The following is a 16,988-nucleotide window of genomic DNA, read 5'->3' as shown; positions in this document are numbered from 1 at the left end:
GGCCAGGCACTCCACCACGCCCCGATTGGCGACGATCAATGTCTTTACTGGAGGGCACGAAGCGCCATCTAGTGCCGCTGGATTACACGCGCGGCACGCGGTTTCGGCGCGACTTTGGGCTACCGGCGCCGCCGCTCACGCATCTCGCGTTGGTGGCGGAGCTGGATCGCTATCCGTCCGCAGCCCTGGGCTTCGCCACCACGACATTGGCGAGAGGCAGCAGCCACGTACTCGCGGCCATCGAGCTGGCGGTAGAGGCCATCTGTATCGGCTGAACGACGGAATCCCGGTCAAGCAGTTCGCGCCATTCTACTATGGAGGCGGACACACCGTTCAAGTCGCCACGCAGGCGCTAACCCAGAACGTCTACGCTCGCCTCTAGATGAGCCGCAGCACACCGCAGATGCCCAGAGTTGGTCTTCATGCGGTGGCTGTTGGTCCTCATCAGGGCTGCCCGCCTCCGTCATGGCCGTGCTCGCAGCGGCTATCGCTCCCTGTTCCTGGTGCCTCCGGCCATGTCCGCGGCATGGCCCAGTTTCGCCAAGGCCGAAACGACGAAAGGCCGGAAGGCCGTGGTGGCCTGGGATAACGGCCTATCGGCGGCCGTCAGCCAGTGGATGGGAAATCGCAGCAGCGGCTCGAAAGGTCGCCACGCCACCTGCTGCAGGTTGGTGCCCGTCATCAGCGTGTCCACCAGGGCGACGCCGCAGCCGCACTGAACGAAGGTGCAGGCGTGAAAGGACAACTCCACCTGGATGGCCGTTTGCCGGCGAACCCCGTGCGCGCGGAACGCCCGGTCCAGGGCACGGCCGAAGATGGTATCCGCCCCGAAGGAGATCAGCGGATAGTTCGCAAGGTCGGAGGGACACAAGACGTCCAGCTCCGCCAGGGGGTGATCCTCCGGCAGCACGCAGACCATGCGGGTCGAGCCGATCCGCTCGGCCATAACCGAAGAGCGCCCGATGGCGGTGAGGGTGAGCCCGACCTCGATGTCGCCCGTTTGCAGCTTGTCGATCAGATCGGCCGCCGGCAGCAGGCTCGCGATCACCTGCACCTTGGGATGCGCGCGCCGGAATGCCGCGGTGGCCAGGGGAAGAACGGAACTCGCGAGACCCGAGCTCGCCCCGATGCGGATCGTACCCTGGTGAAGCGAACGCAATTCCCCTGCTCGATCCTGCAGAGCCTCGATCCGCCGGAAGATTCCCTCCACCTCCGGGAACAGGGCCTCGGCCTCCGGCGAGGGCACCAGCCGCCCGCGGATTCGGTGGAACAGCGTCACCTTCAGGCGGTCCTCCGCCTGCCGGATCGTCTTGCTGATGGCGGGCTGGCTGACATGCAGCAGCTGCGCGGCGGCGGTGACGGAACCGGTGCGCATCACGGCCCAGTAGGCCTCGATCTGGCGAAAGGTCACGGCCCCCGACTCCTATGAGATTCGGTTATGACATCCGGGCCGCATGCTATTGGACGGCGGCCCCGCTGGGCAGCACCCTTCCGTTCCGGACGGGCAGGAGTGGCGGCGCGCATGGGATTCCGGATCGGTGTCGACATCGGCGGCACCTTCACCGACCTCTGCATGCTGGACGAGGACACCGGGGCGGTTCGGGCCCTCAAGGTCCTGTCCACCCCGGCCGAGCCCAGCCGCGACGTCATGGCCGGCCTCGCCGGCCTGTCGGAGCGCCACGGGGCCGGCCTCGCCGAGGTGCGCGCCTTCACCCTCGGCACCACCGTGGGCGTCAACGCCATCATCCAGCGCCGGGGGGCACGGCTGGCGCTCTTCGCCACGGCCGGCTTCGCGGACGTGCTGGAGATCGCCCGGCTGCGCATGCCGCAGACCATGAACCTGTATTCGCGCCGGCCGCCGCCCCTGGTGTCGCGCGACCACGTCTTTGAGGTGCGCGGCCGCATCCTGGCGGACGGCACGGAAGCGGAGCCGCTGAGCGAGGCGGACCTGCGCGACGCCGTCGCCGCCGCGCGACGCTGCGGCGCGGAGGGCGTGGTGGTGGCCTTCCTCAACAGCTACCGCAACCCCGCGCATGAGCGCGCCGCCAAGGAGCTGCTGGCGCGCATCGCGCCGGAGCTCTTCGTGTTCGGCTCCGCCGAGGTCTGGCCGGCCATCCGGGAATACGAGCGCACCACCACCGCGATCCTGAACGGCTACGTCCATCCCCGCGTCAGCGGCTACATCACCGCGCTGCAAGGTGCCCTGGCCGCGGCCGGCATGCCGGCCGAGCTCATGGCGACCAAGTCCAATGGCGGGGTGATGCGGGCCGAGCTGGGCCGCACGGCCTGCGTCAGCATGCTGCTTTCCGGCACGGCGGCCGGGGTGATCGGCGCCAGCCACCTCGCCCGGCGGGCCGGCCACATGGATTGCCTCACCCTCGACATCGGCGGCACCAGCGCCGACGTGGCCTTCGTGCTGGGCGGCCAGCCGCAATACGGCACGGGCGAGCAAGTCGGCGAGTTCCCGCTGCACATCCCCTCGGTGTCCGTCTCCTCCATCGGCGAGGGCGGCGGCTCGGTCGCCTGGGTGGACGAGTTCGGCGTGCTCAAGGTCGGCCCCGACAGCGCCGGCTCCGATCCTGGCCCGGCCTGCTACGGCCGCGGCGGCACCTGGCCCACCGTCACCGATGCCTTCGCGGTGCTGGGCTTCCTCGGCCACAGCCAGCTCGGCTTCGGCGCGGTGCAGCCCGACCGCGCCCTGGCCGAGGCGGCGCTCCGGCCCGTCGCGGCGCGGCTCTCCCTGTCCCTGCAGCAGGCGGCCGAGCAGATCGTGGAGATCGGCCTGTCCGGCATGTTCCTGGAGGTCAGCAAGCTCTTCGCCCAGCGCGGCATGGATCCGGGCGAGCTCGCGCTCTTCGCCTTCGGGGGCGCCGGGCCGATGATGGGGCCGATGCTGGCGCGGGAGCTGGGCATCCGCACCGTGCTCATCCCACCCTCCCCGGGGGTGGTCAGCGCCCTGGGCGGGCTGGTGGCCGCGCCGCAGGGCGACGTGCTGCGGACCGTCTTCGCCCCGCTGGAACCCGCCTCGCTGCCGCAGCTCGCGACGGTGGCTGCGGAGCTCTCGGACACGGCCCTGGCCTGGCTGCGGGACGACCAGAACTATCGCGGCGAGCACCGGCTGCAGCTCCTGGCCGATCTCCGCTATTCTGGCCAGTCCTTCGAGATCGAGGTGCCGCTGGAGGCCACCTGGCTGTCGGGCGGCGACCTCGCCGCGCTGCGCGCGGCCTTCGACAACCGGCACGAGGCGCTCTACGGCTTCGCCGATCCCGCCGCCGCCGCCCAGGTGGTGAACCTGCGCGCCGTGATCTCGGGCAGCCCGGTGCAGCCCGCGCTGGCGGAACTGCCGCCCGCCGAGGGCGTGCTGGCGCCGGTGGCGGTGCTGGAGGTGTTCCTGCACGGCCGCTTCCGCTCCGCGCCCCTGTACCGCCGCAGCGAGATGCGCCAGGGCCACCACTTCGCGGGGCCTGCCGTGATCGCCCAGGACGACACCACCGTCTGCATCCCCGACGGCTTCTCCGGCCTGGTGGACCGCCACGGCAACCTCGTGCTCACCCTGCCCGAAGGAGCCCCGGCATGAGCCGAAATGCCCCGGCCCTGGAGGTCTTCGCCAACCACATGCGCGCCGCCGCCGAGGCGATGGCGCACACGCTGTTCCGAACGGCGCATTCCACCTTTGTCAAGGAAACCGAGGACTTCACCGCCGGCATCCTCGATGCCGAGGGGCGGACGGTGGCCATTCCGCTCGATTTCGGCGTCGCGGCCTATGCCGGCATCGACTACCGCAACGTCCTGGGCTGCATCGACCGCTACGAGGAAGGGGATATCTGCTTCACCAACGACCCCTATAGCGGCTTCGTCGCGACGCATTCCCCGGATATCCACCTGTGGAAGCCGGTGTTCCACGAGGGCGAGCTGGTCTGCTTCGCTTCCGGCCATATCCACAACACCGATGTCGGCGGCGCCGTGCCGGCCAGCCTGTCCCGCGCCCTGACGGAGGTGCACCAGGAGGGCATCCGGTTCCCGCCGGCCAAGCTGGTCCGCCGCGGCGTGCTCAACGACGAGCTGCTGCGGGTCATGATGGCCAATGTCCGCTCGCCCGCGCAGAACTGGGGCGACCTGAAGGCCTTCATCGGCGCCATGACCGTGGGCGAGCGCAAGGTGAAGGCCGTGCTGTCGCATTTCGGCCTGGACGCCTTCCGCCAGGGCACGGCGGCGCTGATGGATTATGCCGAGCGCCAGGCGCGCGCCATTCTCCGCGGCATCCCGGACGGCGAGTACCGCTTCGCCGACTACATCGACGAGGACATGCCGGGCGGGCATCCCTGCCGCCTCGCCCTCACCCTGACGATCCGGGGCGACGAGGCGGTGCTGGACTTCACCGGCAGCGACCCGCAGCTGAACGCCTCCGTCAACGTCCCCACCGGCGGCTTCGAGCAACACACGCTGATCCTCTGGGGCGTCTATTACGTGCTCTGCACCCTCAGCCCCGGCATCCTGCTCAACGGCGGGCTGGTGCGGCCCTTCCGCTGCATCCTGCCCGAAGGCAGCATCCTGAACCCCGCCTTTCCCGCCGCGGTGGGCATGCGCAGCCTGACCTGCGGCCGGGTGCGCAGCCTGATCATCGGCGCCTTCACCCTGGCCATCCCCGACCGCATGCCGGCCGCCTCGGCCGGGGCGACCACCATCGTCAACGTCGCCACCACCGACGAGCGCACGGGCAAGCGCATCATCGCCGCCATCAACCCGGTGGTCGGCGGCGCCGGCGGCCGGCCGCACGAGGACGGCTCCGATGGATCGGGGGCCGATGCCGGCTACCTCAAGAACACGCCGGTCGAGATCAACGAGGCGGAAACGCCGATCCGCATCCTCCGCTACGCCCTGAAGCCGGATTCCGGCGGCCCCGGGCGGCACCGCGGCGGCCTGGGCACCCTGCTGGAGTTCCAGGTCTTCTCACCTGGCACCAGCATCACGGCGCGCAACCGCGACCGGCACCGCTTCGAGCCCTGGGGCATCCTGGGCGGCAAGGCCGGCGCCACCTGCGATTTTATCATCAATCCCGGCACGCCCGGGGAGCGCAGGTTGGGCAACACCGACTTCGTGGTGCTCGCCCCCGGCGACATCGCGCATCTCTACGCCCCCGGTGGTGGAGGCCGCGGTCATCCCTTTGAGCGCGAGGCGGGGCGCGTGCTGGCCGATATCCGCCGTGGCTTCGTGTCGGAAGCGGCCGCGCGCCGGGACTACGGCATCTGCCTACGCGACGGGCAGCTGGACGAGGCAGCCACCGCGCAGCTGCGGCAGCGCATGTGCGAGGAAGCCGTACAGGACCATTTCGACCTCGGCCAGACGCGCCGCGCTTTCGAGCGGGTCTGGACGGAGGAAGCCTATGCCGCCCTGACGGAGATCCTGGCGACACTGCCGGTGCACTGGCGGCACTTCGTGAAGACCAGCCTCTTTGCCACCGTCGCGGAGCAGGGCAGCGAGGAGGGCGAAACCGCGGAAAGCGTGCGCAGCGCCTTCGCCGGCCTGGCCCGCAAGCATCCCGTGCTGTGCGCGTGAGGGCCGTGCCCGGTTCCGTGCGTGAGGCCGGATGCCGCCGGGCGGCCTCGCCCGCGCCCGGCCGTCCGGGTCTAGAGCTGCCGCTGCATCGGCAGGTTGCTGATGATCCAGAGCACCTTGGCCGCGGCACGGCCGGGATTGCGGAAGCTGTGCGGCGTGGCGCCGTCGAACACGAAGCTGTCGCCTTCCGACAGCTTCGCCTCGACTCCGCCCACCGTCAGCACCACCGCGCCCTGCAGCACCAGCCCGCCCTTCTCGGACGGCGAGGCCAGCGGCTGCTCGCCCGAGGAACCCCGCACGGGGATGTGCAGCAGCAGCATCTCCAGGTTCTGGGAGGCTTCCGCCGTCAGGAGTTCCTTGGTGAGCGTCCCGAGGTCGCACAGAACCCGCCGGTCCTTGCGGCGAACGAAGCCCGGGTCGGGAAAGGCGGCCTGGGGATCGTCGAACAGGGCGCTGGCACGCGCGCCCAAGGCCAGCTGGATCTTGGTGAGCAGGCGCAGCGACGGGTTGGCGAGGTTACGCTCGATCTGGCTGAGCATGCCGACGGACACGCCGGAGGAGCGCGACAGCTCTTGCAGCGACAGGCCGCGATCCGTGCGGAGCCGCCTGATCGCGGCCCCCACGCGCGAGCTCTGCTGCTCGGCCGCTGCGGCCTCCGTGTCATCGCGTGCGAGGGATTTCTGGGCTTCCACTGTGTGTGCTGTCTTTGATCGTGTTGCCGTGATGGACGTTCAATATGGTGAACCATCATGGATGACAACGCCGTTGGCAGGTCGTTCGTGCCTTTCGCATGGGCAGGCCGTGCCGCGCAGGCACACAAACTGTGTGAACGCCGTAAAGCGATGTGCCAAAGCCGAAAATAATGCGTGGCTCGGTGTTTTCTCCTACGAGTATCGTGGCGCACCCCAGCGCCGAACCATGGCTCCTGCACTCTTGCAATCCGTTCAGTATGATGATCGTCTCGTTTCAGTACGACTAACGCCGCAGGCCCTCTCGGGCCGCCCGGGACAGGAGGCAGGCTGAGATGGGGAAGTATGTCCTCCAGCGCATCGTGCAGAGCCTCATCGTCCTGGCCGGTGCGCTGGTGATCTCCTTCGTCATTCTCCGCGTCGTGCCCGGCGATCCCGCCGTGCTGATGCTGTCCGACATGGCGACGCCCGACGAGATCGAGCAGATGCGCGTGACGCTCGGCGTGCATGAACCGGTCTGGACGCAGTTCGGCATCTACCTCCAGCAGATCGCGACGGGTGATTTCGGCATCTCCTACCGCCGCGGCGCGCCGGCGCTGCCGCTGGTGATGTCCTACCTGCCCGCGACTTTCGAGCTGGCGCTGGCGGCGCTGCTCATCACCCTCGTGGTGGCCGTGCCGCTCGGCGTCCTGGCCGCGCGGCGCAAGAACAGCTGGATCGACAACGCGTTGAGCATGGGGGCGCTGCTCGGGCAGTCGCTGCCGGTGTTCTGGCTGGGCATCATGCTGATCCTGCTGGTGTCCGTGCAGCTGCGCCTGCTGCCCACCTCCGGCTATGGCGAGTTCCGCCACCTGGTCCTGCCGGCGGTCACGCTCGCCTTTTCCCACATTGCCCTGGTGGCGCGCATCACGCGGTCGAGCATGCTGGAGGTCATCCGCCAGGACTACATCCGGACCGCCAGGGCCAAGGGCCTGCCGGAGCGCACCATCCTGCGGCGCCATGCCTTGCGGAACGCGCTCGCCCCGGTGGTCACGGTGTTGGGGCTGCAGGTCGGGACACTGCTGGGCGGCGCCATCATCACCGAGACCGTCTTCGGCTGGCCCGGCGCCGGCGCCCTGCTGGTGAGCTCCATCACCTACCGCGACTACCCCGTGGTGCAGGTCATGGTGGTGGTCTCCGCCCTGATCTTCGTGGTCACCAACTTGCTGGTGGACGTCATCTACGTGATGCTCGATCCCCGTGTATCGGTGAGCTGAGGTCGCGGATGGCGCGCCTGCTCAGCACCTTTCGGGCACGGCCCGCCTTTGCCCTGGCCTGCCTGATCCTGGCGGTGCTGATCGTGGTGGCCCTGCTGGCGCCCTGGATCGCCCCCGGCGACATCGACGCGCAGGATCTCGGCCGCCGCCTGAAGCCGCCGGGGTGGATGGACGCGGAGGGCAATCTCTTCCTCGCCGGCACCGACAACCTCGGGCGCGACATCGCCGGGCGTCTGGTGCATGGCTCGCGCATTTCGCTGACCGTGGGCGTGCTCGCCGTGCTGTTCGGCGGTGGCCTCGGCCTCACGCTCGGCCTGCTGGCCGGCTATTACGGCGGTCGGCTGGACGCGGCGATCATGCGCTTTACCGACATGCAGCTCGCCTTTCCCTTCCTGCTGCTCGCCCTGGCGCTGGTGACGATCCTGGGGCCAGGCGTGTTCAACGTCATCCTCGTGCTGGCGATCACCAGCTGGATCAACTACGCCAAGGTGATCCGGGGCGACGTGCTGCAAATCCGCAACCGCGAGTTCATCCAGGCCGCGGTGGCGCTCGGCCTACCCAGCCGCCGGATCATCTTCCGGCATGTGCTGCCCAACGTGTTCCCCTCCTTCCTGGTGGTGGCTTCTTTCCAGGTGGCAGCCCTGATCATCGCAGAATCCTCGCTCAGCTTTCTCGGCCTGGGCATCCCGACCTCGGTGCCGAGCTGGGGCAGCATGCTCGCGGATGGGCGCGAATACGTCACCGATGCGTGGTGGCTCTCGGTGTTTCCCGGCTTGGCCATCATGCTCGCGGCGCTCAGCTTCAACATCCTGGGCGACGGGCTGCGCGACCTGATGGACCCGACCCAGCGCATCTCGCGGCGGCGAACCCCGTCGCGCCCGGTGCCGGCGCGGCACCCGCCCGCAACGGAGCCGGGCTTGGTGCAGCCCCCGCTTCCCGCGCCGGCACCGCGGCCGGTTCAACCGCAGGAGGCTTCCCTGGACCTGGAAGCTTCCGCCAGAGCTGGCCGCCTCGGCGGCTGAGAACAACCGAAGGAGCATTCACCCGATGGGCATCGAGATCGGAACGGCGGCAGCGAAGCCAGGGGCGGTGACGCGCGGGGAACTCCGCGTCGGCAGCATGGCCGATGGCTCTCCCATCGTGCTGCCGGTGTTCATCGCCTCGGGCCGCGCGGACGGGCCGACCGTCTGGCTGGAAGGCTGCATCCACGGCGAAGAATACGGCGGCGCGGCCTCCATCATCAACTTCATGCGGAAGGTCGATCCCGTGACGCTGCGAGGTACGGTGATCGGCGTTCCCGTCGCCAACCCGCCCTCCTTCAACTTCCGCTCGCGCGTCTCCTCCATCGACGGGGCGAACCTCAACCGCATCTTTCCCGGCAGCCCCGGCGGCAGCTACAGCTTCCAGCTCGCCGCCGTGCTCGGCGAGCAACTGGGCAAGCACGCGAACTACCTGATCGACCTGCACAGCGGCGGCATCGGCGCGGAGGTTCCCTTCTACGTCATCTACAAGGATGACGGATCGGACAGCGTGGCCGAGGCCAAGCGGCTGGCCAAGCGCGTCGGCTGCGACACGCTCTGGCGCGCCAAGGAAGGCCAGGGCCTCGGCAGCACGGTGACGGCGGAAGCGCTGCGACGCGGCATTCCCTCCGTGACGGTGGAATGCGGCGGCGGCACCTTCACGCCCCGGCACCTCAGCGATTACCTCGTGTCCATCGAGAGTTTCCTCAAGGCCGTCGAGGTGCTGCCGGGCGAGGCGCCGGTGCAGGAAAGCTACACGATCATCAGCGATGGGGCCTTCCTGCATAACCGCGAGGGCGGGCTCTTCGTGCAGGAATGCAAGGTGGCCGACATCCTGCCCAAGGGCGGGCTGATCGGGCGGCTCATCAACCTGCACGGTGACACGGTGGAGGAGATCCGCTCGCCCTACGCCGACGCTTACATCGCCGCGCTCCGCTGCCACTACTACCCCGTCCACAGCGGCGAGATCGTCGCCGAGGCCATTCCCGTGGAGTCCCGCGAAGCCTTGTAGGGCGGCGGAACCGCGCCCCCCCGGCACCGCCGCCAGCCCGAACGCCCCACCCCTAGCCAAGGAGCTACACCGTGCCAACACCGAGCCTTTCCCGCCGGACGGCCCTGACGCTCGCCCTGTCCGCGCCCTGGGTCAGCCGCCTCGCCCATGGCCAGGGCAGCGCCGGGGCGGATTTCGAGCTGAGCATCGCGGCGGGCGCCGATCCCGTCAGCCTGGACCCGCGCAAGACCTGGGTAGCCCAGGGCTACAGCATGAACGCCCATGTCTTCGAGCCGCTGGTGTTCCGCAAGGAGCAGGACGGCAACGTCCAGCTCGTCCCCGTGCTGGCGGAATCCTGGACCCAGACCGGGCCCACCACGCTGGAGATCAAGATCCGCCAGGGCGTGAAGTTCCAGAACGGCGAGCCGCTCGATGCCGCGGCCGTCGCCTATACCCTGACCAGCATCATGGACCCGGCCTTCGTCACCAACCTGAAGACCTGGACCAGCGACATCGAATCCGTCGCGGTGAAGGACCCCTCGACGCTGGTGATCACCACCAAGTACCGGACGCGCGGCCTGCTGAACTCGCTGGCCCAGGTGCCCATCGTGGCGCCCAGGGCTGCCCAGGAACAGGGCGCGGCTTTCGAGCGGCGCCCGGTCGGCACGGGCCCCTATCGCTACACCAACTACGTACCGAGCAGCCTCGTGGTGGTGGAGCGGTACGACGGCTACTGGGGCAGCCCGGGCAAGGCGAAGAAGCTCACCTTCCGAATCATGCCGGAGAATTCCGTCCGCCTCGCCGCGCTGCAGGCGGGCGAGGTGCAGCTGGCCGAGAACCTGCCGCCCGACAAGATGGACGCGATCCGCTCTACCTCCGGCCTAGCGGTGGTCTACACCGCCACGCTGCGGGTGGACTACCTCGTGCTGAACTTCCGCAACCCGATCATGGCGAACAGGGCCTTCCGCGAGGCGCTGTCGCTGGCCATCGACCGGAACTCGCTGGTGAAGAACCTGCTGGGGGGAACGACGCGGGTCGCCAATTCCATCTCGCCGCCCGGCACCACCGGCTACGATGCTTCCCTGCCGGATTACGAGTTCAACCTGGCCCGTGCCAAGGAACTGCTGAAGGAGGCCGGCTACACCGGCCAGCCTATCACCATGGGGGCGCCGGTCGGCCGCTATTCCATGGACAAGCAGGTCAACGAGGCGATCGCCGGCATGTTCAGGAATGCCGGGCTGAACATCCGCTTCGAGGCGCTGGCCTGGGCTTCCTATTCGCCGAAATACACGGCCGGCGGCTACGACATCGCCTTCGTGGGCCAGACCGACTTCACGGTGAACCCGCACAAGCACTGGGCCTCGCTGTTCTACTCCCCCTCGGCCATCAACAAGTACAGCAACCCCGAGATGGACCGGATCATCGAGGCGGTGCGCGAGGAGCTGGACGACGCCAAGGCGGTGGAGCTCTACAAGCAGGGCCAGGCGCTGGAGCGCCGGAACTGGGGCGGCGCCCTGCCGCTCTACTACGAGCCGCAGCTGATCGCCGTCAGCTCCAAGGTCCGCGATTTCCAGCCCCGCCTCGACGAATACATCATCGTCAAGGACGTGACGCTGGCACGCTGACCCGGCCGCGCGCGGGCGGCTCCTCGCCCGCGCGCCACCCTTCCTGCTGCGCGAGGATAGCATGGCCAAGTACATCAAGTGCGGGACGCTGATCGACGCCACCGGCGCGGGGCTGGCCCGGAACAAGCTGCTGGTGGTCGAGGGGGACCGGATCGCCGCGGTGCTCGACCAGGCGGACACGCCACTGGGTGCCGAGGTGATCGACCTTGGCGGATACACGGTGATGCCAGGCATGATCGACTGCCACGAGCATCTGAGCCTGGATGTGGGCGACGAGGCGGCGCAGATGAGCCAGCCCGTGCCGTACCTCTCCATGATCGCCGTAGTGAACGCCGAGAAGATCCTGCGCGCCGGCATCACCACCATGCGCGACGTCGGCGAGAAATATTTCATCGACGTGGAGATCAAGCGCGGCATCGAGGCCGGCCTGATCAAGGGCCCGCGCCTGCTGACCAGCGGGCACCCGCTGATCCGCACCGGCGGGCATGCGCATTTCCTGGGCCGCGAAACGGACGGCGTCAGCGACATGCGCAAGGCGGTGCGCGAGCAGCTGAAGCAGGGCGTGGACCTGATCAAGATCATGGTCAGCGGCGGCATGTCCACCAAGGGCTCCCTGCCGGACTCGCAGGAATTCTCCGACGAGGAGATCTTCGCCTGCATCGACGAGGCACGTCGCAACGGCCGCAAGGTCGCAGCGCACCTGCATGGCGGCCCCGGGCTGAAGCCGGCCGTGGCCGCCGGCGTGCACACGGTGGAGCACGGCATCCTCTTCACCGAGGAGGACGTGAAGCTGGTGGCGGAATCCGGGACCTGGCTGATCACCACGGTGGGCGTGGGCGAGGTAGCGGAGCTGGACCCGGCGACGCCGCCGCACTACCGGGAAAAGGCCTCGCGCTCCAACGCCAACGGACTGCAGGTCCGCAAATGGGCGAAGCAGTACGGTGTCAAGGTGGCGGTCGGCAACGACACCAACCATTGCCGCATGGATATGGAGGCGCGCGCCCTGGTAGAGGCGGGTTGGTCGCCGATGGAGGCGCTTCAGGCCCTGACCATCCGCGGTGCCGAGGTTTGCGGCATGGCGGAGCGGACCGGCACCCTGGAAGCCGGCAAGCTCGCCGACATCATCGCCGTGGACGGCGATCCGCTCACGGATCTGGCGGCGTTGCGCTCCGTACCCTTCGTGATGAAGGCCGGCGTGGTGGAATTCTCCGAGATCGGGCAGGCACGATGAGCGACGCGACGGACCAGGTCTTCACGGTCGGCACCGCGCTGGCCGCCCGCGGCGAGATCGCGACCGGGCTGCTGCCCATCGCCATCGGCATGGATGCGCGGGAGGTCGCCATTCCCGTGGCGGTGGCGCATGGCGCGGAGCCGGGCCCGACGGTGCTGATCGAGGGCGGCCTGCACGGCATCGAGATCGTGACGGTGGAGATCTGCCGCAAGCTGATCCAGGAGCGCCTCGACCCCCGCACGCTGCGGGGCACGGTGATCGTGGCGCCGCAGCTCAACCCCTGGGCCTTCCTGGCCTCCAGCCGCTTCACGCCGCAGGACGCGCAGGACATGAACCGTGTCTTTCCCGGCACAGCGGGGGGAACGTTGTCCTTCCAGGTGGCGCGCGTGGTGACGCGCGAACTGCTCGACCGTGCCGACTACGTGATCGACTGCCATTCCTGCAATCCGCCCTCCCTGCACTTCACCATCGTGGGGGAGGAGGGCGCGCCGGAGGTGCGTGCCCGGGCGCTGGCGATGGCCAAGGCCTTCGGCTATCCCGTGGTGAACGCCAACACGGCCTATGCCGGCACCCTGTCGGGCTACTGCCTGTCGCAGGGCAAGCCGACCATCACGCCGGAGTTCGTGTTCTCGCGCCGCTTCGACGCGGTGTCGCTGGAAACCGGCGTGACGGGCATGCTCAACGTCCTCAGGCATCTCGAACTGCTGCCGGGTAGCCCGGAGCCGGTGGCGGTGCCCGGCGCCTTCCCGGAAGCCATGACCTACGTGTCGGTCGGGGCTACCCGCGGCGGCTACTGTTTCTTCACGCGCAACTGCGGCGACCACGTTCGCAAGGGGGATTCCCTGGCCGTGCTGCGCGACGTCTGGGGGCAGGAGATGGAAACGATCACGGCGCCGCGGGACGGCATCGTCATCGCCTATCCGCTGCAAGGCAACCAGGCCGCGGGAACCGGGGACAAGATCGCCTATCTCGCCTACTGATCCGGTGCGGCCGCCGCGGTGGCCGCGCCGCCCCAGCCGCCTCCGGCGGCGCATCGAACCACCGTCGAGGAGCCCAGCGTGCCGCCCCTGCTGGAGGTCACTGATCTGAGGACGCAGTTCCGCACCCCGGACGGGATGCTGGACGCCGTGAACGGCGCGTCCTTCAGCGTGGAAAAGGGGGAAACGCTGGGCATCGTCGGCGAGTCCGGGTCGGGGAAGTCGGTCACCGCCCTCTCGATCATGCGGCTCCTGCCGCAGCCGATCGGCCGCATCGCCGGCGGCAGCATCCGCTTCAACGGCAAGGAACTCGTCGGTGCCAGCGAGCGCGAGATGCGCGGCATCCGCAGCCGCTCCATCGCCATGGTGTTCCAGGACCCGATGACCTCGCTCAACCCGGTGCTCACCGTCGGACGGCAGATCACGGAGACTTTGGAGCTGCACCTGGGCTTCAGCCCCCGCCAGGCGCGCAGCCGGGCGGTGGAGCTGCTGGCCCTGGTCGGGCTACCTTCGCCGGAACAGCGCCTGGACGACTACCCCCACCAGTTCTCCGGCGGGATGCGCCAGCGCGTGATGATCGCCATGGCCCTGTCCTGCGAGCCGCAGCTGCTGATCGCGGACGAGCCCACCACGGCGCTGGACGTCACCATCCAGGCGCAGATCCTGGAACTGATCGGCCGGCTGCAGCGGGAACTCGGCATGGCCGTGATCATCATCACGCACGATCTCGGCGTCGTGGCCGGCATGGCAGACCAGCTGCTGGTGATGTATGCGGGCCGCGTCATCGAGCGCGGCCCCACCGAGACGATCTTCGCCGATCCGCGCATGCCCTACACCATCGGCCTGCTGCAATCCGTGCCCCGGCTGGACGAGGAGCGGGGCCACCGGCTGACCCCCATCCCCGGCATGCCGCCCGACTTGATCCGCCAGCCCGTGGCCTGCCCCTTCGCGCCGCGCTGCGACTTCGTGCAGCCCGTCTGCCGGACCCGCGTGCCGCCGCTGCGCGCCGTCGCGCCGCAGCAGGACGCAGCCTGCCTGTTCGACGTCCACGCACCCTGGCTGCTGGGCGCCGGCGGCGCGCCGCAGGCCCAGACCGCCGGGCAGCCCGTCATGGCGGTGCTGCCATGAACGCCGTTCCGCTGGGCGGGCCGGTCGCGGTGCCGCCGGCTGCCGAGCCGCTGCTGGAGGTGCGCGACCTCCGGATGCACTTTCCCGTCACGGAAGGCGCGGTGCTGCGCCGCCAGGTCGGGGCGGTGCGGGCGGTGGACGGCATCAGCCTTTCCATCGCGCGGGGGGAAACCCTGGGCCTCGTCGGCGAGTCCGGCTGTGGCAAATCCACCGCGGGACGCGCGATTCTGCAGCTGCACAGGCCGAGTTCGGGCAGCGTGCGGTTCCGGGGAACGGAGCTGACCACGCTCGGCCCCGAAGAACTCCGGCGCCATCGCCGCCACATGCAGATGATCTTCCAGGACCCCTACGCCTCGCTCAACCCGCGCATCGCGGTGGGGGATGTCCTGGCGGAGCCGATCGCGGTGCACGGGCTGCGCCGCGGCCGCGCCGCCATCCAGGAGCGCGTGGAGGAGCTGCTGGAACTGGTCGGGCTCAACCCCGGCTTCGCGGACCGCTATCCGCACGAGTTCTCCGGCGGCCAGCGCCAGCGGATCGGCATCGCGCGCGCCCTGGCCGTGGAGCCGGATTTCGTGGTCTGCGACGAGCCGGTGTCCGCCCTGGACGTCAGCATCCAGGCCCAGGTCATCAACCTGCTGGAGGAGCTGCAGGATCGGCTGGGCCTGACCTATCTCTTCGTGGCGCACGGGCTCAGCGTGGTGAAGCACATCTCCGACCGCGTGGCGGTGATGTATCTCGGCAAGATCGTGGAGCTGGCGCGGAGCGAGGACCTCTACCGCCAGCCCCTGCACCCCTACACGCAGGCCCTGCTGAGCGCCGTGCCGGTGCCTGACCCACAGGTGGAGAAGCGCCGCAAGCGCGTCATCCTGCAGGGCGAGGTCCCGAGCCCGATCCATCCGCCCTCGGGCTGCCGCTTCCACACGCGCTGCCCAATCGCCGTGGCCAAGTGCCGCGAGGAGGAGCCGCCCTTCGCGGAACTCCGCCCGGGCCACCACACGGCCTGCTGGCGGGCAGGCGAGGTCAACACCCTCCTGCCCAACCAGGCCGCGGAGACGGCCGCGGTGCACCAGACGAGCACCCCGACGGGTTAGCAGCTGAGCGCTGATCGAGCCGGCATTATCCCCACTGCACCCTCCCCTGTGACCATGCCCACCACGGCCCTCGATCGCCTCCGGGCGCAGGCAAGCTCAGCTACGCTGTTCGCGCCGACGACCCTCGCGGACGCCATGAACCGCCTCGGCTTCGTGCAGGCGGACCCAATCCGGGCGCCTTCCCGTGCCCAGGACCTGATCCTGCGCCACCGCGTGCGCGGCTACCGCGCCGGCGACCTGGACCGGAGCTTCGCGCGGCTCGGGCTGGAGGAGGACTTCCTCTATGCCTACGGCTTCATGCCGCCCAACACCGCCCGGCTGCTCCACCCCCGCCCCGATCCGGACTGCGAGGCGGGCGTTCATGCCCCGGCCGGGCTGGCGGCGGAGGTGCTGGCCTTCGTGCGATCCCATGGCCCCACCCACCCCAGGGACCTGGAGCAGCGCTTCGGCCGCGAGCGGGCGGTGAATGGCTGGGGCGGCTTCTCCAAGGCGACCACGCGGGCGCTGGAGGAGCTGCACCACTACGGCCTGCTCCGCGTGGCGCAGCGCCGCGACGGCATCCGGGTCTATACGGCCGTGCCGCCATCGCCGGCCAGGATGGAGCTGGAGCCGTCGGAGCGGGCGCGGCAGCTGGTGATGCTGGTGGCCCGCCTCCTCGCCCCGGTCTCCGCGGTGAGCCTGCGTGGCGCGCTGGCGCTGATGGCGCGGCGCAACCCGGGTCTCGGCCCCTTGGGGCCGGTCGTCGCCGCGGCACTCCGGCGCGGGGAACTGGAGCAGGAGGCGGTGGAGGGCGAAACCTATCTCCGGCCGGCGGCTGGCAGTGGCTGGCAGCACGACCCGGCGCCGTCCGGCGTTCGCCTACTGGCCCCCTTCGACCCGGTGGTCTGGGACCGCCGCCGTTTCGAGCATCTGTGGGGCTGGGCCTACCGGTTCGAGGCCTATACGCCCCCGCCCCAGCGGCAGTTCGGCTACTACGCCCTGCCGCTGCTCTGGCGCGGCGCAGTCATCGGCTGGGCCAACCTCACGCTGCCCGGGGGCAAGCTGGATGCTGCAATCGGCTACGCCCACCGTGCGCCGATGAGCATGGAGTTCCGTCGCGCCCTGGATGCGGAGCTGGCCCGGGTAGAACGCTTCCTGACACCCACGGACGCGGTGCACCGCAGGCCCGGTCGCGTTGGAGTTGGTAATAGTGCGACCTAGTAGCCTTTTTGGGCGCGAACTTCGTTCGTAACCACAAGCGACCCACGAAAACCACCGTTTCCGAAAGACTTGATGCGCAGCATCCTGACCCTGGCTAACGGGGTAAGCGTCCGGTGACGCGGGGACCGACTGTCAGGTTGCTGCGGCTTCGGCGTCGCTTGACAGGTTCCACGGCAGGAGTTCAGCGACCCGGCTGACGGGATGGTCGGCGATGCGCTCCAGCAC

Annotated in this window: 14 protein-coding genes; 12 read left to right on the top strand and 2 right to left on the bottom strand. The window is 69.4% G+C overall.

Annotated features, from left to right (window positions below; translation table 11 throughout):
- The first annotated feature begins 71 nt into the window (after window positions 1–71).
- Window positions 72–275 carry a hypothetical protein gene (locus tag ACLIBK_RS21645; RefSeq protein WP_415389387.1) on the top strand — a complete coding sequence of 68 codons (204 nt, stop codon included), beginning with the start codon at window positions 72–74 and terminating at the stop codon, window positions 273–275.
- Between the two features lie 209 nt (window positions 276–484).
- Here the strand turns inward: ACLIBK_RS21645 and ACLIBK_RS21640 are convergent, their stop codons facing one another.
- Window positions 485–1,411, bottom strand: coding sequence for a LysR family transcriptional regulator (locus ACLIBK_RS21640; RefSeq protein WP_415389386.1), 927 nt, complete (start codon window positions 1,409–1,411; stop codon window positions 485–487).
- A 111-nt stretch (window positions 1,412–1,522) separates the two neighbouring features.
- On the opposite strand from ACLIBK_RS21640, the gene ACLIBK_RS21635 reads away from it, so the two are divergent.
- Together ACLIBK_RS21635 and ACLIBK_RS21630 are read left to right on the top strand one after the other, a co-directional pair.
- Complete coding sequence (locus ACLIBK_RS21635; protein ID WP_415389385.1) at window positions 1,523–3,577, top strand: hydantoinase/oxoprolinase family protein; 2,055 nt, start codon at window positions 1,523–1,525, stop codon at window positions 3,575–3,577.
- The gene (locus ACLIBK_RS21630; protein ID WP_415389384.1) at window positions 3,574–5,556 is read left to right on the top strand and encodes a hydantoinase B/oxoprolinase family protein; all 1,983 of its coding nucleotides are present in this window, start codon (window positions 3,574–3,576) and stop codon (window positions 5,554–5,556) included. The genes ACLIBK_RS21635 and ACLIBK_RS21630 overlap by 4 nt, the downstream gene beginning before the upstream one ends.
- 71 nt (window positions 5,557–5,627) lie before the next feature.
- Here ACLIBK_RS21630 and ACLIBK_RS21625 read toward each other — a convergent pair whose 3' ends face one another.
- On the bottom strand, window positions 5,628–6,179 hold the full coding sequence (locus ACLIBK_RS21625) for a helix-turn-helix domain-containing protein (RefSeq protein ID WP_415389383.1): 552 nt from the start codon (window positions 6,177–6,179) through the stop codon (window positions 5,628–5,630).
- Window positions 6,180–6,580: 401 nt separating this feature from the next.
- Here ACLIBK_RS21625 and ACLIBK_RS21620 point away from each other — a divergent pair, with 401 nt between their 5' ends.
- The 9 genes from ACLIBK_RS21620 (at window position 6,581) to ACLIBK_RS21580 (ending at window position 16,763) form a co-directional block, all read left to right on the top strand.
- The gene (locus tag ACLIBK_RS21620) at window positions 6,581–7,501 is read left to right on the top strand and encodes an ABC transporter permease (protein ID WP_415389382.1); all 921 of its coding nucleotides are present in this window, start codon (window positions 6,581–6,583) and stop codon (window positions 7,499–7,501) included.
- 8 nt (window positions 7,502–7,509) lie between these two features.
- Entirely contained in the window at window positions 7,510–8,523 is a 1,014-nt protein-coding gene (locus tag ACLIBK_RS21615; protein WP_415389381.1) for an ABC transporter permease, read from the top strand.
- Between the two features lie 25 nt (window positions 8,524–8,548).
- On the top strand, window positions 8,549–9,532 hold the full coding sequence (locus ACLIBK_RS21610; RefSeq protein WP_415389380.1) for a succinylglutamate desuccinylase/aspartoacylase family protein: 984 nt from the start codon (window positions 8,549–8,551) through the stop codon (window positions 9,530–9,532).
- A gap of 71 nt (window positions 9,533–9,603) precedes the next feature.
- On the top strand, window positions 9,604–11,136 hold the full coding sequence (locus tag ACLIBK_RS21605; protein ID WP_415389379.1) for an ABC transporter substrate-binding protein: 1,533 nt from the start codon (window positions 9,604–9,606) through the stop codon (window positions 11,134–11,136).
- Window positions 11,137–11,197: 61 nt separating this feature from the next.
- A complete protein-coding gene (locus tag ACLIBK_RS21600; protein ID WP_415389378.1) occupies window positions 11,198–12,367 on the top strand; it encodes an amidohydrolase family protein in 1,170 nt (389 codons plus the stop codon).
- Window positions 12,364–13,347, top strand: a complete 984-nt coding sequence (locus ACLIBK_RS21595; protein WP_415389377.1) for a succinylglutamate desuccinylase/aspartoacylase family protein — start codon at window positions 12,364–12,366, stop codon at window positions 13,345–13,347. The genes ACLIBK_RS21600 and ACLIBK_RS21595 overlap by 4 nt, the downstream gene beginning before the upstream one ends.
- 78 nt (window positions 13,348–13,425) lie before the next feature.
- Complete coding sequence (locus ACLIBK_RS21590; RefSeq protein ID WP_415389376.1) at window positions 13,426–14,472, top strand: ABC transporter ATP-binding protein; 1,047 nt, start codon at window positions 13,426–13,428, stop codon at window positions 14,470–14,472.
- Window positions 14,469–15,563 (top strand): ABC transporter ATP-binding protein, encoded by a 1,095-nt coding sequence (locus ACLIBK_RS21585; RefSeq protein ID WP_415389375.1) that lies wholly within the window; start codon window positions 14,469–14,471, stop codon window positions 15,561–15,563. The genes ACLIBK_RS21590 and ACLIBK_RS21585 overlap by 4 nt, the downstream gene beginning before the upstream one ends.
- A 135-nt stretch (window positions 15,564–15,698) precedes the next feature.
- On the top strand, window positions 15,699–16,763 hold the full coding sequence (locus ACLIBK_RS21580) for a DNA glycosylase AlkZ-like family protein (protein WP_415389374.1): 1,065 nt from the start codon (window positions 15,699–15,701) through the stop codon (window positions 16,761–16,763).
- Window positions 16,764–16,988: the final 225 nt, after the last annotated feature.

The organism is Roseomonas sp. BN140053, assembly GCF_047690175.1.
In the GTDB taxonomy this organism is placed as follows: Bacteria; Pseudomonadota; Alphaproteobacteria; order Acetobacterales; family Acetobacteraceae; genus Roseomonas.
The sequence above is the reverse complement of the archived record's forward strand: the minus strand, read 5'-3'. Positions and strand labels throughout refer to the sequence as shown.

What these genes read in the sequence shown, in the direction of transcription:
- ACLIBK_RS21635 (WP_415389385.1), top strand. Translation starts at nt 1,523, where the DNA reads ATGGGATTCCGGATCGGTGTCGACATCGGCGGCACCTTCACCGACCTC.
- ACLIBK_RS21630 (WP_415389384.1), top strand. Translation starts at nt 3,574, where the DNA reads ATGAGCCGAAATGCCCCGGCCCTGGAGGTCTTCGCCAACCACATGCGC.
- ACLIBK_RS21620 (WP_415389382.1), top strand. Translation starts at nt 6,581, where the DNA reads ATGGGGAAGTATGTCCTCCAGCGCATCGTGCAGAGCCTCATCGTCCTG.
- ACLIBK_RS21615 (WP_415389381.1), top strand. Translation starts at nt 7,510, where the DNA reads ATGGCGCGCCTGCTCAGCACCTTTCGGGCACGGCCCGCCTTTGCCCTG.
- ACLIBK_RS21610 (WP_415389380.1), top strand. Translation starts at nt 8,549, where the DNA reads ATGGGCATCGAGATCGGAACGGCGGCAGCGAAGCCAGGGGCGGTGACG.
- ACLIBK_RS21600 (WP_415389378.1), top strand. Translation starts at nt 11,198, where the DNA reads ATGGCCAAGTACATCAAGTGCGGGACGCTGATCGACGCCACCGGCGCG.
- ACLIBK_RS21595 (WP_415389377.1), top strand. Translation starts at nt 12,364, where the DNA reads ATGAGCGACGCGACGGACCAGGTCTTCACGGTCGGCACCGCGCTGGCC.
- ACLIBK_RS21585 (WP_415389375.1), top strand. Translation starts at nt 14,469, where the DNA reads ATGAACGCCGTTCCGCTGGGCGGGCCGGTCGCGGTGCCGCCGGCTGCC.
- ACLIBK_RS21580 (WP_415389374.1), top strand. Translation starts at nt 15,699, where the DNA reads ATGAACCGCCTCGGCTTCGTGCAGGCGGACCCAATCCGGGCGCCTTCC.